The 23,246-nt window shown below is 54.4% G+C and carries 23 protein-coding genes and 2 tRNA genes; 5 read left to right on the forward strand and 20 right to left on the reverse strand.

The genetic code is table 11. The annotated features are described in order from the left end of the window. Positions 1-34: 34 nt before the first annotated feature. Both CYR32_RS13685 and CYR32_RS13690 read right to left on the reverse strand, forming a co-directional pair. Positions 35-751 (reverse strand): fimbrial biogenesis chaperone, encoded by a 717-nt coding sequence (locus CYR32_RS13685; protein WP_101825327.1) that lies wholly within the window; start codon positions 749-751, stop codon positions 35-37. A gap of 47 nt (positions 752-798) precedes the next feature. Then, a complete protein-coding gene (locus CYR32_RS13690; RefSeq protein WP_101825330.1) occupies positions 799-1,374 on the reverse strand; it encodes a fimbrial protein in 576 nt (191 codons plus the stop codon). A 727-nt stretch (positions 1,375-2,101) separates the two neighbouring features. Between CYR32_RS13690 and CYR32_RS13695 the strand changes: the two genes are divergently transcribed. Next, on the forward strand, positions 2,102-2,623 hold the full coding sequence (locus tag CYR32_RS13695; RefSeq protein ID WP_101825332.1) for a type 1 glutamine amidotransferase domain-containing protein: 522 nt from the start codon (positions 2,102-2,104) through the stop codon (positions 2,621-2,623). A gap of 55 nt (positions 2,624-2,678) precedes the next feature. Here the strand turns inward: CYR32_RS13695 and CYR32_RS13700 are convergent, their stop codons facing one another. Further along, on the reverse strand, positions 2,679-3,116 hold the full coding sequence (locus CYR32_RS13700) for a YhbP family protein (RefSeq protein WP_101825335.1): 438 nt from the start codon (positions 3,114-3,116) through the stop codon (positions 2,679-2,681). Between the two features lie 114 nt (positions 3,117-3,230). Between CYR32_RS13700 and CYR32_RS13705 the strand changes: the two genes are divergently transcribed. Further along, positions 3,231-3,545: a GIY-YIG nuclease family protein gene (locus CYR32_RS13705; protein WP_420912839.1), complete on the forward strand. Its 315-nt coding sequence runs from the start codon at positions 3,231-3,233 to the stop codon at positions 3,543-3,545. Here CYR32_RS13705 and CYR32_RS13710 read toward each other — a convergent pair. Together CYR32_RS13710 and ubiT are read right to left on the reverse strand one after the other, a co-directional pair. Continuing rightward, the gene (locus CYR32_RS13710) at positions 3,542-4,045 is read right to left on the reverse strand and encodes a GNAT family N-acetyltransferase (RefSeq protein WP_101825338.1); all 504 of its coding nucleotides are present in this window, start codon (positions 4,043-4,045) and stop codon (positions 3,542-3,544) included. The genes CYR32_RS13705 and CYR32_RS13710 overlap by 4 nt on opposite strands. Next, entirely contained in the window at positions 4,039-4,560 is a 522-nt protein-coding gene (ubiT, locus tag CYR32_RS13715; RefSeq protein ID WP_165698244.1) for a ubiquinone anaerobic biosynthesis accessory factor UbiT, read from the reverse strand. Before ubiT ends, CYR32_RS13710 begins: the two co-directional genes overlap by 7 nt. Positions 4,561-4,797: 237 nt before the next feature. On the opposite strand from ubiT, the gene ubiU reads away from it, so the two are divergent. From ubiU to CYR32_RS13730, 3 genes are all read left to right on the forward strand, one after another. Continuing rightward, positions 4,798-5,793, forward strand: a complete 996-nt coding sequence (gene ubiU, locus CYR32_RS13720; protein ID WP_101825344.1) for a ubiquinone anaerobic biosynthesis protein UbiU — start codon at positions 4,798-4,800, stop codon at positions 5,791-5,793. A gap of 12 nt (positions 5,794-5,805) precedes the next feature. Continuing rightward, positions 5,806-6,690, forward strand: a complete 885-nt coding sequence (locus tag CYR32_RS13725) for a U32 family peptidase (protein WP_101825347.1) — start codon at positions 5,806-5,808, stop codon at positions 6,688-6,690. Between the two features lie 186 nt (positions 6,691-6,876). Continuing rightward, positions 6,877-7,917, forward strand: coding sequence for a luciferase-like monooxygenase (locus tag CYR32_RS13730; RefSeq protein WP_241523826.1), 1,041 nt, complete (start codon positions 6,877-6,879; stop codon positions 7,915-7,917). A gap of 62 nt (positions 7,918-7,979) precedes the next feature. On the opposite strand, the gene CYR32_RS13735 is transcribed toward CYR32_RS13730, so the two are convergent. From CYR32_RS13735 to folP, 15 genes are all read right to left on the reverse strand, one after another. Next, positions 7,980-9,884 (reverse strand): DEAD/DEAH family ATP-dependent RNA helicase, encoded by a 1,905-nt coding sequence (locus CYR32_RS13735; protein WP_101825352.1) that lies wholly within the window; start codon positions 9,882-9,884, stop codon positions 7,980-7,982. Beyond that, entirely contained in the window at positions 9,874-9,954 is an 81-nt protein-coding gene (gene yrbN / locus CYR32_RS22095) for a protein YrbN (protein WP_101816386.1), read from the reverse strand. Before yrbN ends, CYR32_RS13735 begins: the two co-directional genes overlap by 11 nt. Positions 9,955-10,068: 114 nt before the next feature. Further along, positions 10,069-10,953: a lipoprotein NlpI gene (gene nlpI / locus CYR32_RS13745; protein WP_101825355.1), complete on the reverse strand. Its 885-nt coding sequence runs from the start codon at positions 10,951-10,953 to the stop codon at positions 10,069-10,071. Positions 10,954-11,080: 127 nt separating this feature from the next. Next, positions 11,081-13,198 carry a polyribonucleotide nucleotidyltransferase gene (gene pnp, locus CYR32_RS13750; RefSeq protein WP_101825537.1) on the reverse strand — a complete coding sequence of 706 codons (2,118 nt, stop codon included), beginning with the start codon at positions 13,196-13,198 and terminating at the stop codon, positions 11,081-11,083. A gap of 255 nt (positions 13,199-13,453) precedes the next feature. After that, entirely contained in the window at positions 13,454-13,723 is a 270-nt protein-coding gene (gene rpsO, locus CYR32_RS13755) for a 30S ribosomal protein S15 (RefSeq protein WP_072927115.1), read from the reverse strand. Between the two features lie 121 nt (positions 13,724-13,844). Further along, a complete protein-coding gene (truB, locus tag CYR32_RS13760) occupies positions 13,845-14,789 on the reverse strand; it encodes a tRNA pseudouridine(55) synthase TruB (RefSeq protein ID WP_101825358.1) in 945 nt (314 codons plus the stop codon). After that, positions 14,789-15,199 carry a 30S ribosome-binding factor RbfA gene (gene rbfA, locus CYR32_RS13765; RefSeq protein WP_072927112.1) on the reverse strand — a complete coding sequence of 137 codons (411 nt, stop codon included), beginning with the start codon at positions 15,197-15,199 and terminating at the stop codon, positions 14,789-14,791. Before rbfA ends, truB begins: the two co-directional genes overlap by 1 nt. Positions 15,200-15,268: 69 nt before the next feature. Continuing rightward, positions 15,269-17,956: a translation initiation factor IF-2 gene (infB, locus tag CYR32_RS13770; RefSeq protein ID WP_101825360.1), complete on the reverse strand. Its 2,688-nt coding sequence runs from the start codon at positions 17,954-17,956 to the stop codon at positions 15,269-15,271. 24 nt (positions 17,957-17,980) lie between these two features. Continuing rightward, positions 17,981-19,468, reverse strand: a complete 1,488-nt coding sequence (gene nusA / locus CYR32_RS13775) for a transcription termination factor NusA (protein ID WP_101825363.1) — start codon at positions 19,466-19,468, stop codon at positions 17,981-17,983. A gap of 21 nt (positions 19,469-19,489) precedes the next feature. Beyond that, positions 19,490-19,942 (reverse strand): ribosome maturation factor RimP, encoded by a 453-nt coding sequence (gene rimP / locus CYR32_RS13780; protein ID WP_139300262.1) that lies wholly within the window; start codon positions 19,940-19,942, stop codon positions 19,490-19,492. Positions 19,943-20,154: 212 nt separating this feature from the next. After that, a tRNA-Met gene (locus tag CYR32_RS13785) sits at positions 20,155-20,231 on the reverse strand. A 58-nt stretch (positions 20,232-20,289) separates the two neighbouring features. Continuing rightward, positions 20,290-20,376, reverse strand: a tRNA-Leu gene (locus tag CYR32_RS13790). A gap of 84 nt (positions 20,377-20,460) precedes the next feature. Beyond that, complete coding sequence (gene secG / locus CYR32_RS13795; RefSeq protein WP_101825365.1) at positions 20,461-20,793, reverse strand: preprotein translocase subunit SecG; 333 nt, start codon at positions 20,791-20,793, stop codon at positions 20,461-20,463. 234 nt (positions 20,794-21,027) lie between these two features. Then, the gene (gene glmM, locus CYR32_RS13800) at positions 21,028-22,365 is read right to left on the reverse strand and encodes a phosphoglucosamine mutase (RefSeq protein WP_101825367.1); all 1,338 of its coding nucleotides are present in this window, start codon (positions 22,363-22,365) and stop codon (positions 21,028-21,030) included. Between the two features lie 8 nt (positions 22,366-22,373). Then, a complete protein-coding gene (gene folP, locus CYR32_RS13805; RefSeq protein WP_101825370.1) occupies positions 22,374-23,207 on the reverse strand; it encodes a dihydropteroate synthase in 834 nt (277 codons plus the stop codon). Positions 23,208-23,246 lie beyond the last annotated feature (39 nt).

The following is a 23,246-nucleotide window of genomic DNA, read 5'->3' on the forward strand; positions in this document are numbered from 1 at the left end:
TTATCTTTTCCTCACTCATGAAAATTTTGGCAACTTAAAATTGCTTATCCACATAGGCACCTAGATCGGTGATGAAGGTATATTCAAGTACCGGCTTAGCCGTTTTATTTTTGGTTTTAAATGAAAATGTTTTTTTACTGAAAGGTTCAACCATGTCACCGTTAATCAGCGTTTTTTCATCACCCTTAATCACCAGCCGGGAAAAAGAGACATGGAAAGGCGAACTGTTTTCACAGCTATAGGTATAACCGTCCGCAGTGGGCGTCATGCTCCACTTTAAATTTTCCCCAGCCTGGATTTCATCGCCTTTTAAGCCTGCCGGGCGGTAAAAGAATTTCAGGCGGGTACGGAAAGCCAGATTAAGCAGATTTTTATCTTGTTGTGAGGCATCTTCCGGCGGAATATCCAGGAAGTTAACCCACAGCACGCTTTCACGATCTTTGGGGTATTTGTTTACCGTATCCTGCGTCTGGAATATGCGGAACGTTTTCCCTTTGCCTTCATTAACCCGTGCCATCGGCGGTGTAATAACAAACGGCAGGTCTTCTTTATCGGCAACACCCGATTCCGCACGGCTGTCCAGCCAGACCTGAACTAAGCTCGGCGTGTTGCCAACGTTATTTACACGGATAGCCTGCTCTTTATCCTTCGCATTGAAAATAATCCGGGTTCCCATAATTTGGATAGAAGCAAAAGAAGGAAGTGCTGTTGCGGACAAAAGCGAAATAAGTAAAAGCGTTTTCAGTTTCATAACATTGGCTCAAATAGATAAATAAGGGGGACGCCCCCCTTATTTAATTAGTTGTAAATAATGGAATAAACGACATTGGTGCTGACTTTACCGGCCGAAGCGGCGCCGCCAGTTGCAACGTATTGCGCCCAGTAATCAAACTTAGCAGTATTGTTTGAAATCTGTTTGCCTTGGGTAGGATCGGTAATCTGCTGGTTAAGATTAATTGCTTTCAGTTTTTCATCTGTCAGCCCTACCTGTACATTTTTAGCCGCACCCGCATCGGTAAAGTTTTTCAGGTTACCGGTGACTGGGTCAATATTAAGGCTGAGTGCACGTTCAAAAGAAACGTTGGCATATTTCCCATTCGGGCATTGTGCCCCGCTCAGTTTAATATAGAACGGTGTATCACCCGCACGCATCTTGTCAGTTTTTAAGGCAGTGACACTTACTGGTTTCAGTTTTACAGTGAAATCACCGTTGGTGCTTTCACCTGTGTCATCACCAACAACAACCGTACAGGTTGCATCACTAATATCACCCGTGAAGGTGATGGTGCCATCTTCAGCGCTGACTGCTGTTGCACTTACCAGTAGACAAACGGGTAACATTAATGCTTTCATACGCTTAGTGACAATACTCATTATACTTCTCCTTTACATAGGCCAATTTCCTAAGGAGAGAAATAATAGGAAAACACTAAGAATACATATATGGCGAGCTGCCTAAAAAAGGCAGGGAAATACCTTAAAAATATTTACTTGGCTCATGATTTTTATTGTGAACATAGAGAAACCTGATTAAATAAACCTGTTCACCTAAAACGATTAACAATAACTCCATCTAACAGAGGGAAGCAGGAATTAATTTTATGATTAATATTACGGTATTTTAATAAAATTTTAACCTCGATTTTCTCTTCAAAAATAAAAATGACTTACTAAATAATACGTTAGCTAACGGTTCTTTTCCCTTACCTTATCCTCAGTTTTTCAGAAAGGTCAAAGCGCTCTGTCTTTAAGGCTTTCACCTGTTTACCGTCATGAAAAACCTGACACGTAATTAAATTCACTTCGTTTTACTGGCAATTACTTTTTATTTAATTTTTGCCAAAACAAATCGTCTCTTTGTCTATTAACAGGATCGACTAACGTCCAGCCTTATGGGACGGATGGGTGCCGGTAACACAGGCTGTGCGTTCACTTCTGCACAATAAAATATGTGCCGGTGAAATACCTTGTTACTGCCTGAATGCGTATATGAGTGACTGATTTTGCGGGGAATTATAGATGAAGCCCCCAAAGCGGGTGGCGGATACGAAAAGTAATAACTAGGCTTAGTTCATCAGCAAATCATCATAAGGAGGACACGATGTCGAACAAGAAAATTGCGGTACTCATCACCGATGAATTTGAAGATGCAGAATTTACTTCCCCTGCGGAGGCCTATAAAAAGGCGGGCCATCAGGTTATTACTATTGAAAAGAAAGCCGGTAATGTAGTGAAAGGTAAGCAAGGTGAAGCGAGCGTCATTATTGATAAATCCATTGATGACGTGAAGGTAGAAGAGTTTGACGCCCTGCTGCTGCCCGGCGGGCATTCACCGGATTCTCTGCGCGGAGATGACCGGTTTGTCGAGTTCACCAAAAAATTCTCAGACAGCGGTAAACCTGTCTTTGCTATCTGCCACGGGCCACAGTTGTTGATCAGTGCAGATGTGCTGCGTGGGCGAAAGGCCACGACAGTGAAACCGGTGGTGGTAGATGTGAAAAATGCCGGGGCTGATTTTTACGATCGGGAAGTCGTGGTTGATAACGATACGCTGGTCACCAGCCGCACACCAGACGATCTGCCGGCCTTTAACCGCGAAGCCTTGCGGATTCTGGCGAAGTAAGTGACGTAGATAAGCAGAAACGTTGATGCAGAGAGGCCGCATAATGCGGCCTTTTTTATGCCTGGGTTTCACGCTGCCAGTGAATTTTTTTACCAAACCCCAGCGTGTTATCCGTCATTTTTATCGCATCCAGGGACAATCGCCAAAGGGGCGAAGGCATCGCACGGGCGACCGGGAACTGTTTGCAGTAAAGTGCCCTGCCTGCCTGCTCTTCGTCACCGGTCAGCTGAATAACGCGGCCACTGTATTGAATGCCCTTAATCAGCGCCACCGTTTTCGGCTGAGCCGCTATGGTGCCGCTGACGCGGGGCTGTTTCGCCATCAGCGTACCGTGCCGGGTTTTCAGCTCTGTCATCAGCAACAGGGCCATCTGATCCGGTTCCACCACATAAAAACAGTTGGCGCACCAGAGATCCCCTTCGGCTGCCGCGCAGAGCGTCAGGACATGATACTTTTTCAGGTATTGCTCAATTACTGCTTGATCATCAGTCATCTGCTGACGTTTCCCCCTTAAAATTTATGGCCTGCCCGGCGCACCTGACAGCTGGAAGCCATCTGCCAACTGGTTTACCCTAGTGCGATGATGAATGATGATCAAAACCCCACCATGAGTCACCCTCTGCCTGCCGCCCTGTGGCACCTTTATATACTGCGTACCGCGGCAGGCCTGCTGTATACCGGCATCACCACGGACGTGCCGCGCCGTCTGGCACAGCACCAATGCGGCAAAGGTGCCAAGGCGTTACGCGGAAAAGGGCCGCTGACGCTGATGTTCCACTGCGCCGTTGGGGATCGCTCCGCCGCACTGAAGATGGAATACCGCATCAAACAGCTTTCCCGCGGCCAAAAAGAGAGGCTGGTAAGTGACCAGCCTCATGATCTTACACGTTATATGGCGCAGCCCCGCCGGGTGCCCGCTTAAAAACGGTTAAAGGGCGGCGCGTAGCGGATAAGCCCGGCGGCATTCGCCAGGGCCTGTTCCGCCAGCGGGTAGATCTGAAAGGCGGCTTCCGCTCCCGGCCACGGGCAGTGCAGTTGATGCGCGGCGGCCGGGGTGAACCCCAGGCGGCCGTACCAGGCCGGATCGCCCAATGTCACGACCGCGGCGTAACCAAATTCATTCAGCGCATCCAGCCCCTCATACACCAGTTTGGTGCCGATGCCTTGCCGGCGCAGCGCTTCATCCACTGCGAGAGGTGCCAGCCCTACCCACTGCCGATCCTCCCCGGCGACATCCACCGGGCTGAATGCTGCATAGCCCACTACCCGGCCTTCATCATCGGTAGCGACGATACCCAGGGTTAACAAACCATCTTCACGCAGCTGCTGTACCAGGGAGGCCTCATCGTTACGGCCAAAGGCACGGCGTAACAGACTGTCGATGCCGGCAGCATCCACCGGGATTTCCACACGAATTAACATAATTCACCTGCACGGGAAAAGGTAACCGTGTCCTGTTGCAGTCCGGCTTCGATAAAATCGGCCAGTTGGGTCAGACCCTGCCGTAACAGAGGCGGCAGCGTCTCCAGATCCGCGGCGTCCATCAGGTTTTTCACATACAGACCCAGTTCGGTATCACCCTCAATGCGCAAGCGGCGTTGAAAGAAAAGCGTGTCCGGGTCACGGCGGCGGGCCGCGATGAGGATCAGGTCATTGGCTTCAGCGCTGAACCGGACATCCGGCGTGGCCGTTGCGCAAATTCGCAGGCGATCATTTTCAACGGTGACATACCAGCGCAGGCCCAGGTCCCGCACCTCGACCTCCAGCCAGCGGGATGCCAGGAAGGCCAGCTCCCCATCAGCCAGCGCCTGCCGGAATTGCCAGTGCAACAGCTGCTGTAAAACCTGTCGTTGCAGAGCAAACGGCATAAAGGTTAACGGTAGGCGCAGCAGCGACGGCCCCTGCCGCACAAGGCGTGCTCGTAATTGCTCCAACACTGGCATTTACTCCTCTGGTAAAGACTGGCGTTATTTTGCCACATCGGGATACAGGTTCAGCGCGCGGTATCAATAAATTTTGCACCAGAACGCAGGTGTGTACAGCGGAAATTATTCATCAGCTTATTAACAACCCGACAGAAACTGCCTCAAATCAATACATCACGCGGTCAGGTTGCCTAAAATCGCCGGCTGTTACGTCATCACCCATCAGGGTGGGTCTGCCGGGAATATACTATGGAGTTACTTTGCCCTGCTGGCAATCTGCCGGCGCTGAAAGCTGCGATCGAACAGGGGGCTGATGCGGTTTACATCGGCCTGAAAGATGATACTAATGCCCGCCATTTTGCCGGGCTTAACTTCACCGAGAAGAAATTACAGGAAGCGGTCAGCATCGTGCACCGCCACCGCCGTAAGCTGCATATCGCTATCAACACCTTTGCGCACCCGATAGGGTTTGAGCGTTGGCAGCGCGCCGTGGATATGGCGGCGTACTGCGGCGCAGATGCCCTGATCCTGGCTGACATTGCGATGCTGGAGTACGCCGCCCAGCGCTACCCCCAGCTGGAGCGCCATCTCTCCGTGCAGGCGTCCGCCACGAATGAACAGGCCATCGCCTTCTATCACCGGAATTTTGGCATCAGCCGGGTTGTGCTGCCGCGGGTATTGTCGATGCATCAGGTCAATCAGCTGGCGCGCAGCAGCCCGGTGCCGCTGGAAGTCTTTGCGTTCGGCAGTTTGTGCATTATGGCGGAAGGCCGCTGCTACCTCTCCTCTTACCTGACCGGTGAATCGCCGAATACTGTGGGTGCCTGCTCACCGGCGCGTTTTGTGCGCTGGCAACAGACGCCGCAGGGCATGGAGTCACGACTGAATGAGGTACTGATTGACCGCTATGCCCCCGGCGAAAATGCCGGTTACCCGACCCTGTGCAAAGGCCGCTATCACGTCGGGGAGTCGCTGTATCATGCCCTTGAGGAGCCCACCAGCCTGAATACGCTGGCGCTGCTGCCGGCCCTGATGGCGGCAAATATCGCCTCTGTGAAAATTGAAGGCCGCCAGCGCAGCCCGGCCTATGTCAGCGAAGTGACGCGCATCTGGCGGCAGGCGATTGATCTCTGCCGGGCCAACCCTGACAGCTTTGTTCCCCACCCCGCCTGGATGGCTGCGCTGGGCAGCCTGTCTGAGGGGACGCAGACCACGCTGGGTGCTTACCATCGTCAATGGCAATAGAGGAAAAGGGTCATGAAATATGCATTAGGTGCCATTCAATACTATTGGCCAAAACAGAGCGTGGAGGCATTTTACCAGGCTGCCGTTGAGAGCAGCATTGAGATTATCTATCTGGGCGAGACGGTATGCAGCAAGCGCCGGGCGCTGAAAGCGCAGGACTGGCTGGCACTGGCCAGGATGCTGGCAGACGCCGGCAAACAGTGTGTGCTGTCTACACTGGCACTGGTTCAGGCCCCTTCAGAGCTGACAGAGGTGAGGCGGTATGTTGAAAATGGGGCATTTTTGCTGGAGGCCAACGATCTGGCGGCAGTGAATATGGCGGCGGAGCAGCATCTGCCGTTTGTGGCGGGCCATGCGCTGAACGGCTACAACGCCTATACCCTGCGCATGCTGCACCGGCAGGGCATGGTGCGCTGGTGTATGCCGGTGGAGCTTTCCCGTGACTGGCTGGCTGCTCTGCTTGAGCAGTGTGATGCGTTGGGGCTGCGAGGAAAATTTGAAGTTGAGGTGCTGGGTTACGGTTACCTGCCGCTGGCCTACTCCGCCCGCTGCTTTACCGCGCGTTCTGAGAACCGCGCCAAGGATGAGTGCGAAACCTGCTGTATCCGTTACCCCACCGGGCGGCCCGTGTATTCGCAGGAGCAACAGCAGGTCTTTGTGCTGAACGGCATCCAGACGCAGAGTGGTTATTGCTACAACCTGGGCAATGCGCTGGCCGGGATGAAGGATCTGGTGGATATCGTCCGGCTTTCTCCCTCCTCGGTGGACGATCTGGTCATGGTTGAGCATTTCCGTGCCAATGAGCAGGGAGAGGTGCCGCTGGCTGTTGCCAACCAGGCGGAATGCAACGGTTACTGGTACCGCGTAGCCGGGCTGGCGCAGGTAGAACAGGGGTAGCCGGCGTTCTCCCGGCAACGCATGCCACAGCGATCATGCAGGGCAATAGCGCACATTCCCCTTAGGCAAGAAGCGTGGGAATGCGCAATACTCAGGTTTATCATTAGCTGGCGAGCTATTTCGCCACTGTATAAAACGTGGGTAATGACTATGTCTCATTCAAAGACCGTGTCCGAATCGAATACTGTGTCCCAACAAGCACCGTCCCAGCCGCAGACTGTTCCCCTGTCAGTGCTGGATCTGGCACCGGTGCCGCAGGGTCTGCGTCCGGCTGACGCCTTCCGCCACTCTCTCGATCTGGCGCAACACGCTGAAAAGTGGGGTTACCAGCGCTACTGGCTGGCAGAGCATCACAATATGACCGGTATCGCCAGCGCAGCGACCTCTGTGCTGATCGGCCATCTTGCCGGCGGCACGAAGACCATCCGCCTCGGCTCTGGCGGCGTGATGCTGCCGAACCACTCTCCGCTGGTGATTGCTGAGCAGTTCGGCACGCTGGCCACGCTCTACCCTGACCGGATCGATCTGGGTCTGGGCCGTGCGCCGGGCACCGATCAGCGCACCATGATCGCCCTGCGCCGACACCTTTCCGGTGAAGTGGACAACTTCCCGCAGGATGTGCAGGAGTTGCAGCACTATTTTGCCGATGCCCAGCCGGGACAGCCGGTGCAGGCGGTACCGGGCCAGGGGTTGCATGTGCCGATCTGGCTGCTTGGATCCAGCCTTTACAGCGCGCAGCTGGCGGCCGCCCTCGGCCTGCCGTTTGCCTTCGCGTCCCACTTTGCCCCGGACATGCTGTACCAGGCGCTGGCGGTCTATCGCAGCCACTACAAACCGTCAGAACGCTGGCCAACGCCGTACGCGATGGTCTGTGTGAATGCGATTGCCGCGGATACGACGGAAGAGGCGCAACGGATGTTCACCTCTAACCAGCAACAGTTTATTAATCTCCGTCGTGGCCACCCCGGCCCGTTGCCGGCACCGGTAGATGACATCACCAGCCTGTGGTCTCCGGCCGAGCGTTACGGCGTGGAACAGTCACTGCGGATGTCCGTGGTCGGGGATAAAAACAGCATCCGTCACGGCCTTCAGGCGCTGTTACGTGAGACGGAAGCGGATGAGCTGATGATCAACGGCCAGATCTACGATCATCAGGCGCGTTTACGCTCGTTTGAAATTGTGTCGCAGGTTCAGCAGGATCTGGTAAAAGAACCGCGCATACGCTGATTTCCAGAATCTCAGGCAAAAAAAAACCAGCCCGGAGGCTGGTTTTTTTAGGTCGCTAGCGCTTATGCATCGCCAAAACGACGTGGGGCACGCTGGCCGTCACGGTTACCTGCCGGACGACGCTCACCGCCTTCACGACGTTCACCGTTGAACGAACGCGGAGGACGGGCACCGCCTTCGCGACGCTCACCGCCGAAAGAACGGCCACGGCCGCCTTCACGACGATCGCCTGCCGGTGCGCCACCTTCACGACGCTCACGACGCGGCTGCGGCTGTGCGTCACCTAACAGCTGCATGTTCAGCGGCTTGTTGAGGATACGGGTGCGGGTGAAGTGCGACAGCAGATCGCCCGGCATGCCTTTCGGCAGCTCAATCGTGGAGTGGGTAGCAAACAGCTTGATGTTACCGATGTAACGGCTGCTGATGTCGCCTTCGTTAGCGATAGCGCCCACGATATGACGTACTTCAACACCGTCATCACGGCCCACTTCGATACGGTACAGCTCCATATCACCCACATCACGGCGCTCACGACGCGGACGGTCACCATCACGCGCGTCACGGCGATCGCCACGATCCGGACGGTCACCACGGCGATCGTCACGATCGCTGAACTCACGGCGCGGACGCGGCTTGAAGGCCGGCTCCGGCGGCAGAATCAGCGGACGTTCGCCCTGTGCCATTTTCAGCAGTGCGGCGGCCAGGGTTTCGATCTCCAGCTCTTCTTCCGGCTGCAGTTTAGACAGCAGTGCGCGGTACATGTCCAGATCGCTGCTTTCCAGCTGCTGTTGCACTTTCGCTGCAAACTTAGCCAGACGACGCTGACCCAGCAGTTCTGCATTTGGCAGTTCTACTTCAGGGATAGTCAGCTTCATGGTGCGCTCGATATTGCGCAGCAGACGGCGTTCGCGGTTTTCCACGAACAGCAGTGCGCGACCCGCGCGGCCTGCACGGCCGGTACGGCCGATACGGTGCACGTAGGATTCGGAATCCATCGGAATATCGTAGTTCACAACCAGGCTGATGCGTTCAACGTCCAGGCCACGGGCCGCAACGTCGGTCGCGATCAGGATGTCCAGGCGGCCGTCTTTCAGGCGCTCCAGCGTCTGCTCACGCAGCGCCTGGTTCATGTCGCCGTTCAGGGCAGCACTGTTATAACCATTGCGCTCCAGTGCTTCTGCCACTTCCAGGGTCGCATTCTTGGTACGGACGAAGATGATCGCCGCATCAAAATCTTCTGCTTCCAGGAAACGAACCAGTGCTTCATTTTTACGCATACCTGACACAGTCCAGTAGCTCTGGCTGATGTCCGGACGGGTCGTCATGCTGGACTGAATGCGCACTTCCTGCGGGTCGTTCATGAAACGACGGGTAATGCGACGAATCGCTTCCGGCATGGTGGCAGAGAACAGCGCGGTCTGATGGTCAGCCGGGATCTGCGCCATGATGGTTTCAACGTCTTCGATGAAGCCCATACGCAGCATTTCGTCAGCTTCATCCAGTACCAGACCGCTCAGGTTGGAGAGGTCAAGCGTACCGCGTTTCAGGTGGTCCAGCAGACGGCCCGGGGTACCCACAACAATCTGTGGGCCCTGACGCAGGGCGCGCAGCTGCACGTCATAACGCTGGCCGCCGTACAGTGCAACAACGTTTACGCCGTGCATATGTTTAGAGAAATCGGTCATTGCTTCAGCAACCTGAACCGCCAGCTCACGGGTCGGTGCCAATACCAGGATCTGAGGTGCTTTCAGATCGGCTTTCAGGTTGTGCAGCAGAGGCAGCGAGAATGCTGCAGTTTTACCGCTACCGGTCTGTGCCATGCCCAGCACATCACGGCCGTTCAACAGGTGAGGAATACACTCAGCCTGGATCGGTGACGGTTTTTCGTAGCCCAGATCGTTCAGGGCGGAGATGATCGGAGCAGACAGCCCCAGGTCAGCGAAAGAGGTTTCAAACTCAGTAGTCATGTACACGTGCCTCATATGAGATGGCGGCCAGTCTACGTAACTCGTCGAGAAAATTTTCAGTCATTTTCATTGAAAAGTGTGAACCGGCTCAAAATAAATTTAATAAACGAACAAAAAAGCCTCACCCGCTAAGGCGATTGACGTTGGTGAAAACCAAAGTAAATCAGGCTGATAGGTCCGTCAGCTATTGCTGGTCCGATTCTGATAGGTCGTCTTGCTCTTGGCCCAAAAGTGCCAATTCCAACAATGCGTAGCGGTGCTCAACAAAGTTATGGACATTGTTAGCAACCGTCAGCTTGAACAGTGCCGAAGCGCTGCTCTTGTCCCCCAGACTCAGGTAGTGTTTACCTAAATAGAAGTCAGTTTCACTGAGATGCTCAGCGAGCGAAGTGTTATCCGTTGCATCTGCCTTCAGGCGATCCATCAGCGTGTCTTCGCTAATGTTGCCCAGGTAGAATTCGACAATATTCCATCCCCATTGCCCTCTGTCCGCTTTGTCGTACCGCTGTTCCAGCGACACCTCAGCCTGTTTGGGGTCGATTTCTCGTTCCACCAAATAAAGCCATAACGAACGGAAGGGATCATTTGGGTCGTCTTGATAAAACGCCTGCAGATCATCCTGCGCCAGGCGGTACCGGCCACCGTAATACAGTGCGATGCCCCTGTTTAAACGCGCGTAATTGTAAGTTGGATCAAGCTCTAATACAGAATCAAACGCTTCATAGGCAGCATCAAAATTGCCTGCCTGCGTTAAGTAAATGCCCAGGTAGTTGAAAACTTCCGGCATGTCGGGACGAATCGCCAGCGCCTGTGAAAAGTCGTTTCGCGCTAACGCCCGTAATCCAAGGCTATCATACAGCACTCCACGCTCATATAACAACTGCGCACGCTCATCATCTGTCAATGCCCGGCTGGCAAGGATTTGTTCCATGCGTGCCAGAATGACTTCCTGCTGCAGCGTAGGCTGCAAAGGAATTGCCAGAACGTCGTCTTTACGCCAATCATTGTTGCTGCATCCTGCCAGCATAAGTGCTGTCGCAACATAACACCAGCGCAAGAAAGGCTTCATTTCCCACTCCCGAAGACAAACATTGGATGATCGTCCTGTCATCCGCTTGCTTAGCACAAAGGCTTCCTGCCCGCGCGATACGAACAGCGCCCTGCCGCGGCAAGGCGCTGTAAAACGGCATGTGACGTTATTCTGCCGCTGGTGCAGCCGCTTCCGGAGCCGGAGCCGTCGCTTCTTTAATGCTGAGACGTACACGTCCCTGGCGATCAACTTCCAGTACCTTAACCGGTACTTCCTGACCCATTTCCAGATAGTCGGTCACTTTCTCAACGCGCTTGTCAGCGATCTGAGAAATATGCACCAGACCTTCTTTACCGCCGCCGATGGCCACGAAGGCACCGAAGTCAACGATACGGGTCACTTTGCCCTGGTAGATGCGGCCCACTTCGATTTCAGCCGTGATCTCTTCGATACGGCGAATCGCGTATTTGGCTTTCTCACCATCCGTTGCCGCAATCTTCACGGTGCCATCATCTTCGATTTCGATGGTGGTGCCGGTCTCTTCGGTCAACGCACGGATAACAGAGCCGCCTTTACCAATCACATCCTTGATTTTGTCAGGATTGATTTTAATGGTGTGGATACGTGGTGCGAACTCAGAGATATCACCGCGCGGCGTGCTGATCGCCTGCTCCATCACGCCCAGGATATGCAGACGCGCACCCTTAGCCTGATTCAGGGCAACCTGCATGATCTCACGGGTAATGCCTTCGATTTTGATGTCCATCTGCAGCGCAGTGATACCTTCACGGCTACCGGCTACTTTGAAGTCCATATCGCCGAGGTGATCTTCGTCACCCAGGATGTCGGAGAGCACTACAAAGTTCTCACCCTCTTTCACCAGACCCATCGCGATGCCTGCAACCGCAGCCTTAATCGGCACGCCTGCATCCATCAGCGCCAGGGAAGCACCACACACGGACGCCATAGAGGAGGAGCCGTTGGATTCGGTGATTTCAGATACCACACGTACGGTGTACGGGAAGGCATCCGCTTCCGGCATAACGGCCAGCACACCGCGTTTCGCCAGGCGGCCGTGGCCGATTTCGCGACGCTTCGGAGAACCTACCATGCCGGTCTCGCCTACGGAGTACGGAGGGAAGTTATAGTGGAACAGGAAGTTATCTGTACGCTCGCCCATCAGCTCATCAAGGTTCTGAGCGTCACGTGCGGTACCCAGCGTGGCAGTCACCAGCGCCTGCGTTTCGCCACGGGTGAACAGCGCAGAACCGTGGGTACGCGGCAAGACACCGGTACGCACGTCCAGACCACGGATCATGTCTTTTTCACGGCCATCGATGCGCGGCTCGCCACGCAATACGCGGCTGCGAACAACATTTTTCTCAATGTTGCCCAGCATGTCCATGATTTCGCCGTCATCCAGCGACTCATCTTGTGCCAGCAGTGCAGCACGGACGTCCGCTTTAATCGCGTCAACCTGAGCATAACGCTCTTGTTTGTCAGTGATGCGGTATGCGTCGCCCAGGCGGGTCTCAGCCAGTTCCGCCACACGGGCGTACAGGGCTTCGTTCACCTGCTCCGGCTGCCAGTTCCATTTTGGTTTACCGGCTTCTGCAACCAGGGAGTTGATGTTCTCAATCACAACCTGCTGCTGCTCATGGCCAAAGACCACGGCACCCAGCATCTGATCTTCACTCAGCAGCTGCGCTTCAGATTCCACCATCAGCACTGCACCCTGAGTACCGGCAACCACCAGGTCCAGTTTGCTTTGCTTGAGTTCATCAGCCGTCGGGTTCAGGACGTACTGGTCATTGATGTAACCAACGCGTGCAGCACCGATCGGGCCGTTGAACGGAATGCCAGACAGGCTCAGGGCCGCCGATGCACCGATCATCGCAACGATGTCCGGGTTAACCTGTGGGTTAACAGAGACAACAGTCGCAATAACCTGCACTTCATTCAGGAAGCCTTCCGGGAACAGCGGGCGGATTGGGCGGTCAATCAGGCGTGAGGTCAGGGTTTCACCTTCGCTCGGGCGGCCTTCACGACGGAAGAAGCTGCCCGGGATGCGGCCTGCAGCGTAGGTACGTTCTTGATAGTTAACGGTCAGCGGGAAGAAGTCCTGGCCCGGCTTCGCTTTTTTGGCACCGACGACGGTGACGAAAACAGCGGTGTCGTCCATGCTCACCATGACGGCAGCCGTCGCCTGGCGGGCCATCATGCCGGTTTCCAGCGTCACGGTATGCTGGCCGTATTGGAATTTGCGTACGATCGGATTAAGCAAAATCATATCCTTCTTTAAGACACAGCACCGCATTGGCGGCTTTGCGTCAGTAACTTACCGACCTTCACATTACATCCTCGCGACTAATGACAATCCTTATCTTTTCCACTGAAAGACAAAGCCTCTCATTAGCCGCGCGAACCTCTGTAGCGGAAGATCCTCTTTGGAAACAACGCCAATACCTTAGCGCGCTCTTGTGTTGCTTCCTAGAATAAAGGGGCCAAATTTGGCCCCTTTACACTGAAACTCGCAGACTTAGCGACGCAGACCCAGACGTTCAATCAGGCTGGTGTAGCGTGCAACATCTTTACGCTTCAGGTAGTCGAGCAGCTTACGACGCTGAGAAACCATACGCAGCAGACCACGACGGCTGTGGTGATCTTTTTTGTGCTCTGCAAAGTGACCTTGCAGGTGGTTGATCTGAGCGGTCAGCAGAGCTACCTGAACTTCGGTAGAGCCGCTATCGTTAGCACCGCGACCGTAGTCGGCTACGATCTGTGCCTTAGCTTCAACGCTTAGAGACATGGTAATACTCCAGATTATAGATAAAAAATTACAGGTGCCGATCTCTAATTCAGCAACCCAATGCATAAGCTGCGCCATTCTACTCTTTGCCTTGGGTATTCGCAAGGTGAGCAGAAGTGGCTCAGACAGGGTTTTCAACCACCAGACGGCGCGGCGCAACACGGCCGTCATCCGCAATTTCACCCACGCCGATAAAGCGGTGCTCGTCCCCTTCGGTAATGCGCACCATCCCTTCTGCAGGGGCCTGTGCGGCCTGAACCGGCTGTCCTTGCTTAACGTAACCTGCAACGATAAGCGGCAGATTCACTTCCGGGAACTGCTGGACTGCACTGTCCATCGGCATCAGTAACGGGTCCAGCACGTCTGACGGTGCACGCCCTTCAGCTTCGCACTGTTCAAGCAGGCTGTTCAATTGCTCCAGGGTCACCATGCGGGCCACCGGATATGTCGCCACCTGCAGACGGCGCAGGAAAATCACATGCGCACCGCACCCCAGCATCTCGCCCAGATCATCAATGATGGTGCGGATATAGGTGCCTTTGGAGCAGTGGATTTCCAGCTCAAGTTCCAGCCCTTCATGGCGGATAAACTGAAGTTCATACACCGTGATGTCGCGGGCCTCACGCGGGACGTCAATGCCCTGGCGCGCATACTCATACAGCGGTTTACCCTGGTGCTTCAGCGCAGAGTACATCGACGGCACCTGTTTGGTGGCACCGCGGAAGCTCTCCAGCGCGGTTTCCAGCTGGGCAGCCGTGAAAGCCACCTCACGCTCAGAAATCACCTGGCCGTCTGCATCGGAAGTGTCGGTGCGCTGCCCCAGGCGGGCGATAACCCGGTAGCGCTTGTCGGAATCGAGCAGGAACTGGGAGAATTTGGTGGCCTCACCCAGGCAAACCGGCAGCATACCGGTGGCCAATGGGTCCAGCGCGCCGGTATGCCCGGCCCGGTTGGCGTTATAAATGCGTTTTACTTTCTGCAGGGCATCATTGGATGAAAGCCCCTGCGGCTTATCCAGCAGCAAAATGCCGTGAATATCGCGCCCACGGCGACGAGGACGTCCCATTATTCTTCCTCGTTGTCGCCGGCGGCAGAACGACGCTCCGCATCATTCTTCACAACATTGGTCACCAGGTTCGACATACGCATCCCCTCAACCAGAGAGTTGTCGTAGGCGAAGGTCAGCTCAGGCACCACACGCAGGCGCATCGCTTTGCCTACTAACGTACGGATAAACCCGGAAGCATCCTGCAAGGCTTTAATACCGGTGACGACACGATCGGGATCGTGATTTTCTGCCAGTACATCGAGGAAGGTCACGAAGACTTTGGCGTAGGCCAGATCGCGGGATACTTCGACGCCGGATACGGTCGCCATGCCAATGCGCGGATCTTTGACTTCACGCTGCAAAATGATAGCAATCTCTTTCTGCATCTCCTGGGAGACGCGCTGAGTGCGGCTAAATTCTTTTGCCATAAGGGATTCTCCAGACAAAGCGGGGGGCGCAAGGCCCCCCAATTGGATCTAAGCAGAGTGTCGCTGTGATTAAGCGATGGTGCGTTGGATCTCGATGGTTTCGAAGACTTCGATCATGTCGCCGGTACGAACGTCATTATAGTTCTTCACGCCGATACCACATTCCATGCCGTTACGGACTTCGCTGACGTCATCTTTAAAGCGACGCAGGGATTCCAGCTCGCCTTCGTAGATAACCACGTTTTCACGCAGTACACGGATTGGGCTGTGACGCTTGATGATCCCTTCGGTAACCATACAACCGGCAATCGCACCAAATTTCGGTGATTTAAATACATCACGCACTTCGGCCAGGCCGATGATCTGCTGTTTGTATTCCGGTGCCAGCATACCGCTCATCGCCTGTTTCACTTCGTCGATCAGGTCGTAGATCACGGAGTAGTAACGCAGGTCGAGGCTTTCAGACTCAATCACGCGACGGGCAGAAGCATCAGCACGTACGTTGAAGCCGATAACGATGGCGTTGGAGGCTGCAGCCAGGGTCGCATCGGTTTCGGTGATCCCACCGACGCCGGAGCCAACAATCTTCACCTTCACTTCGTTGGTGGAGAGCTTACGCAGGGAGTCGGCAATGGCTTCCACAGAACCCTGAACGTCCGCTTTGAAGACGATGTTCAGTTCGGAGACTTCGCCTTCAGTCATGTTGGCAAACATGTTTTCCAGCTTGGACTTCTGCTGACGTGCCAGTTTGACTTCACGGAATTTGCCCTGACGATACAGCGCAACTTCACGGGCTTTCTTCTCGTCACGTACTACGGTCGCTTCATCACCTGCAGCCGGCACGCCGGACAGACCCAGAATCTCAACCGGAATAGACGGGCCTGCAGAGTTAATCTCACGACCCAGCTCATCACGCATCGCACGCACACGGCCATATTCAAAGCCGCACAGCACGATATCGCCCTTGTTCAGGGTACCTTCACGGACCAGAACCGTTGCAACCGGGCCACGGCCTTTATCCAGGAAGGATTCGATGACCACACCGCTCGCCATACCGTTACGGATAGCTTTCAGCTCCAGGACTTCAGCCTGCAGCAGGATGGCGTCCAGCAGTTCGTCGATACCGGTACCGGCTTTGGCAGAGACATGCATGAACTGGGATTCACCGCCCCACTCTTCCGGCATAACGCCATACTGGGAGAGCTCATGCTTAACGCGATCCGGATCAGATTCCGGCTTGTCGATTTTGTTAACCGCAACCACGATCGGCACATTGGCCGCTTTGGCGTGCTGGATAGCTTCAATCGTCTGCGGCATCACGCCGTCATCCGCGGCCACTACCAGAACAACGATGTCCGTTGCCTGAGCACCACGGGCACGCATCGCGGTAAACGCGGCGTGGCCTGGGGTGTCCAGGAAGGTGATCATGCCGTTTTCAGTTTCAACATGGTAAGCACCGATGTGCTGGGTAATGCCGCCTGCTTCACCGGCCGCCACTTTCGTCGAACGGATGTAGTCGAGCAGAGAGGTTTTACCGTGGTCAACGTGGCCCATGATGGTTACGACTGGCGCACGCGCTTCCGCGCCGGCACCGGTGTCACGGTCACTCATTACCGCTTCTTCCAGCTCGTTCTCACGACGCAGGATAACTTTGTGGCCCATCTCTTCAGCAACCAACTGCGCGGTTTCCTGATCGATGACCTGGTTGATGGTCGCCATCGCGCCCAGTTTCATCATCGCTTTGATGACCTGAGAACCTTTAACGGCCATTTTGTTGGCCAGTTCGGCAACTGTCAGGGTTTCGCCAATCACCACATCGCGGTTCACGGCCTGCGCCGGCTTGTTAAAGCCCTGCTGCAGGGTGCTCGGCTTACGCTTGCCTTTACCACCACGGGTAACGGCGCGGGCCTCTTCGCGGTCAGCTTTGGATTCAGACAGCTTGCTGCCTTTCTTCTGCTTGGTGGATTTGCTGGTGCGGACACGGCTGCGGCGCTCGCCTTCAACCTGACGATCGTTCTCGTCTTCCGCTTCGCGGGCGTGGTGAGACGTGGTGACATGATAGTCAGCAGACTCGGATTCAGCAGGTTCAGCTGTTTCAGTCCATACGCCTGAATCGGCCATCTTACGGGCTTCTTCAGCAACAAGGCGGGCATTCTCTTCAACCTTACGGCGAGCCTCGTCTTCTGCTTTGCGTTTGAGTTCGGCGGCCTCAGCCTCGCGTCGTGCTTTTTCTGTCTGAGCTGGCTTGGTCATTTCGTCGGTATGTTGATTAGTCACTTTTTCTTTTTCCGCTGCGTCACGCTTAGCTTTTTCAGCGGCCTCACGTTTGGCTTGCTCATCGGCTACGCGCTTCGCTTTCTCAGCGGCCTCACGTTGAGCTTGCTCTTCTGCCAGGCGTCGTGCCTGCTCTTCCGCTTCGCGCCGTGCTTGCTCTTCCGCTTCAGCCTGAGCCTGTTCAGCCTCTGACGTGTCGCGTTTAACATAAGTGCGTTTCTTGCGGACCTCAATTTGCACCGATTTACTTTTACCGCCGGTGCTCGGAATATTCAAGGTACTACGCGTTTTGCGTTGCAGTGTCAGTTTATTTGACGCGCCGCTATTATCACGGTTCAGATGCGCCAGTAATGTCTCTTTCTCATGCTGGGTCACAGAGTCCGCTTCGGATTTATTGATCCCTGCGTCAGCAAACTGCTGTACCAGGCGATCAACCGAAGTTTGGATCTCTGCAGCCAATGATTTTACGGTTACATCTGTCATGCTGTTCCTTCCTGCTACAGTTTATTACGCATTGTCGCCGAACCAGCAGATATTACGTGCGGCCATGATCAGCTCGCCGGCTTGCTCATCGTCAAGCCCTTCAATATCTGACAGGTCGTCGACACCCTGCTCGGCAAGATCTTCCAGCGTACAAACCCCACGCGCAGCCAGTTTAAATGCCATGCTGCGTTCCAGACCGGACAGGTTCAGCAGATCGTCAGCGGGTTGCTTATCGCCAAGACTCTCTTCCTGTGCCAGTGCCAGAGTGGTCAGTGCAGCTTTGGCGCGTTCGCGCAGCGCTTCGACTGTATCTTCGTCCAGACCGTCGATTTCCAGAAGTTCTTTCATTGGCACATAGGCCAACTCTTCAAGCGTAGAGAAACCTTCTTCAACCAGGACTGTGGCGAAATCTTCGTCAATATCGAGGTGTTTGGTGAAGGTGTCGATTGCAGCATGTGCTTCGGCCTGATGTTTGGCCTGCAAGTCATCTGCGGTCATGACGTTCAGTTCCCAGCCACTCAGCTGGGAAGCCAAACGCACGTTTTGGCCATTACGGCCGATCGCCTGAGCCAGGTTGCTGGCTTCTACAGCGATATCCATCGTGTGGCGGTCTTCGTCAACCACAATGGAGGCGACATCCGCCGGGGCCATTGCGTTAATGACGAACTGTGCCGGATTGTCATCCCACAACACGATATCAATGCGTTCACCGCCCAGTTCACTGGAAACAGCCTGAACGCGTGCGCCACGCATACCGACGCAAGCCCCGACCGGGTCGATACGCTTGTCGTTGGTTTTCACAGCGATTTTTGCACGGGAGCCTGGATCACGGGCAGCCGCTTTGATTTCAATCACTTCTTCGCCGATTTCCGGCACTTCAATGCGGAACAGTTCGATCAGCATTTCCGGACGTGAGCGGCTGACAAACAGCTGCGCACCACGCGCTTCCGGACGTACGGCGTACAGAACGCCGCGGATACGGTCGCCCGGACGGAAGTTTTCACGCGGCAGCATGTCTTCACGCAGAATAACAGCTTCAGCATTATTGCCCAAATCCAGAGAGATGCTGTCACGGTTTACTTTCTTCACCACGCCGGTGACGATTTCACCTTCCTGCTCACGGAATTGATCGACCACCATCGCACGTTCCGCTTCGCGGACTTTCTGCACGATAACCTGTTTAGCGGTCTGGGTAGTGATACGGTCAAAGGTGACAGATTCGATCTGATCTTCAATATAGCCGCCTACATCAATAGACGGATCTTCGAACTGGGCAGCTTCGCGGGTGATTTCACGCGTAGGCAGGGTGACCTCTTCTACAACCAGCCAGCGGCGGAATGTATCAAAATCACCGGTTTTGCGGTCGATGCTGACGCGAACGTCAATTTCTTGCTCGTATTTCTTTTTTGTCGCCGTAGACAGTGCAGTTTCCAGCGCTTCAAAAATTTTTTCCCGCGGGAGGGCTTTTTCGTTCGAAACTGCTTCTACAACAGCCAGAATCTCTTTGTTCATCCTAGTTGCCTCATCCTAACTTTAAAAGTGGGGTACCAGGTTCGCTTTCTGGATGTTACTCAGCGCGAACACTTCATCTTTCCCATCCACAGTCACCGTGATCATCTCACCATCAACAGCCTTGATAATACCCTGCCATTTGCGACGGTTTTGCATTGCCATACGCAGGACAATGCTGACTTCTTCACCAAGATAACGGGTATAGTGTTCAGCGGTGAACATAGGACGATCAAGGCCCGGAGAGGAGACTTCCAGGTTGTAAGCCACAGTGATGGGGTCTTCAACATCAAGCACTGCGCTCACCTGATGGCTTACATCAGCACAATCGTCGACATTGATGCCGTCTTCACTATCAATATAGATGCGTAGCGTTGATTGGCGACTACGGATGAATTCGATACCGACCAGTTCATAGCCTAACGCTTCCACCGGCGCGGTAATCATCTCTGTCAATTTTTGCTCTAATGTGGACAAGCCCACCCCCAAGACATAAAAAAAGGGCTTAATAGCCCAGTGATTCTGTTGTCAAATAACAAAAAACCCCGATAAATCGGGGCTTTTTGCAACTGGACCCTATTTGCCGCAGTGCGGCTTCGGTGCACTTTCTGGCAAGAATTTTTTCAAATTGCCCTGAAAACACTGTTGACTATTTCACAGTATATTTGAAAAAAGACTTTTAGGGAAAGTGGTTGCGGGGGCCGGATTTGAACCGACGACCTTCGGGTTATGAGCCCGACGAGCTACCAAGCTGCTCCACCCCGCGTCCGAAACGTGGCGAATACTACGCCGAAATTTGCGAAAATGCAAATCTATAAAAGGATTGGTACCGAGGACGGGACTTGAACCCGTAAGCCCATGCGGGCACTACCACCTCAAGGTAGCGTGTCTACCAATTCCACCACCTCGGCACTTTTTTTTAAACAACCGTCTTTGCTGCTTATGCGCATTAACCGTTATTTGAAAAGCGTTTACTGCTGTTTGTGACGGCTCGCTTATTGCGGCAGGTCACTGTTCTGAGCCGGCGTTGCAGGTGCAGTTGTCTGCTCAGATTTTACTGGTTGACCCAGGTTTTCCCACTCACTGCCTTTATGGCTTTGGTTACTGCTCAGGTTGCCTAAAATCAGGCTGATGACGAAAAAGAGCGTTGCCAGAATCGCCGTCATGCGGGTCATGAAATTACCGGAGCCGCTCGAACCGAACAATGTGGCTGAACCACCTGCCCCGAAAGAAGCGCCCATATCCGCACCTTTACCTTGTTGCAGCATAATCAGAGCGACAAGCCCTAATGCCACGATCAGGAAAATAACCAGAAGAGCTTCGTACATAAACGTACCTGTATCCTTGCGGCTTCACCGCATGCCAATTGCTTCGCACCAATTAAGCAGGTCAGGCTAACTCACTCACCTACTGAAGCGGGTGTGAATACTAACCAAAGGGAGCAGGGTGCGCAAGGGCAATTTTTTATATCTGGTTTGATTGCGGAAAAAAACGCCAAATCATCGGGAGTTACCGCAGTTTGCCGGCCCTGCGCGCTGCATTGGCCGGCAAACTTATGCCTGTCAGCCCGCCGCTCTGACGGCATCCGCGATGCGGTTTGCCAGCGATTCAACCAGGATGGCATCTTCGCCTTCAACCATTACCCGGATCAACGGCTCCGTGCCCGATTTACGCAACAGCACCCTGCCCTTGCCCGCCAGCTGTTTTTCTACTTCTTCAGTCACTTTAATGACCTCAGGGGAGTGCAGCGGATCGTGTTCACCGGCAAAACGCACGTTCACCAGAATCTGCGGCAGTAGCTTCATGCCACTGCACAGATCGTGCAGGCTCATGTGGTTACGTACCATCGCAGTGAGTACTTGCAAACCTGCAACAATGCCGTCCCCGGTAGTGGTTTTATCTAATAGGATGACATGCCCGGAATTTTCCGCGCCGATGCGCCACCCTTTCTCCTGCATTTTTTCCAGAACATAGCGGTCGCCTACTTTGGCACGCGCAAAAGGAATACCCAACTGCTTCAGCGCCAATTCCAGGCCCATATTGCTCATTAGCGTGCCGACCGCCCCGCCGCGCAACTGCCCCTGACGAAGCCCTTCACGCGCAATGATGTACAGAATCTGGTCACCGTCGACCGGGTTACCCTGATGGTCAACCATCATGACCCGGTCGCCATCGCCGTCCAGCGCCAGGCCGACGTCCGCCTTCTCAGCCACCACACGTTTTTGCAGCTCACGCACATCGGTGGCACCGCATTTTTCGTTGATGTTCATCCCATCAGGTTCACAGCCAATAGCGATCACTTTGGCCCCCAGCTCACGCAACACGCTGGGGGCGATGTGGTAAGTCGCACCGTTGGCACAGTCCACCACGATCTTCAGCCCGCTCAGGCTCAGCTCGCTTGGGAAGGTACCTTTGCAGAACTCAATGTAACGGCCTGCGGCATCAACGATACGGCTCGCTTTCCCCAGCTCACTGGATTCCACACAGGTCAGGGGTTTTTCCATTTCCGCTTCAATCGCCTCTTCCACGTCATCCGGCAGTTTTGCGCCATCAATGGAGAAGAACTTGATGCCATTGTCGTAGAAAGGGTTATGGGATGCTGAAATCACAATACCAGCTTCTGCCCGGAAGGTCCGGGTCAGGTAGGCCACGGCCGGGGTCGGCATCGGGCCGGTAAAGGCCGCAGATAACCCGGCTGCTGCCAGGCCGGCCTCAAGCGCCGACTCCAGCATATAGCCTGAGATGCGCGTATCTTTACCAATGATGATCTTCCGGGAACCATTGCGGGCCAGCACTTTACCTGCAGCCCAGCCAAGCTTCAGGACAAAATCAGGCGTGATGGGGGCTTCCCCGACTTTCCCACGAATGCCGTCCGTGCCAAAGTATTTACGGTTACTCATAATCGTTTTTAATCCTTCGCATAAAGTGTTGCTTCAACCACGCGCATTGCCTCAACCGTTTCTTTAACGTCGTGCACCCGGATAATTTTGGCTCCTTTCATGGCGGCGATCACTGCACAGGCCACACTGCCGGAAAGACGCTGTTCAGGAGGGATGTTTAACAACTGCCCCACCATCGATTTACGGGACATCCCTACCAGCAGCGGCAAGTTAAAGTGATGCAGTTCTGACAAGCGGTTCAGTAACTGATAATTATGCGACAAATTCTTACCGAAACCGAAGCCGGGGTCGAGCACCAATTTTTCTTTAGGGATCCCTGCCTGTTCACAACGGGCAATATGGTGCCGGAAGAAGGTGAAGACATCGCCCATCAGGTCGTCATAATGCGGAGCCTGCTGCATCGTACGCGGCTGCCCCTGCATATGCATCAGGCAAACCGGCAGCCCGGTCTGTGCCGCGGCCTCCAGCGCGCCCGGCTCCTGCAACGAGCGGATGTCATTAATAAGATCTGCCCCTGCCGCCGCACTGGCCGTTATCACCGCAGGCTTTGAGGTATCGACAGAAATCCAGACATCGAAATAACGGGCCAGGGCTTCAACCACAGGAATCACCCGGTCCAGCTCCTCCTGCTCACTGACTTCCGCTGCACCTGGACGGGTGGATTCACCGCCGACATCGATCAGTGAGGCACCGGCATCCACCATGCTCTGGGCATGGCGCAGCGCGCGTTCAATGGTGTTGTGTTGGCCGCCATCTGAAAAAGAGTCTGGCGTTACATTTAAAATACCCATTACCTGCGGATAAAGCAGGTTGAGTGAGCGGCTTCCCGCGGTCAGCTGCATAGGTTGGTCTCCACCGTGTAGCATGTCTAACAGACAATA

Origin of the sequence: Chimaeribacter coloradensis, from assembly GCF_002858715.1 — a bacterium.
GTDB classification, from domain to species: Bacteria; Pseudomonadota; Gammaproteobacteria; order Enterobacterales; family Enterobacteriaceae; genus Chimaeribacter; species Chimaeribacter coloradensis.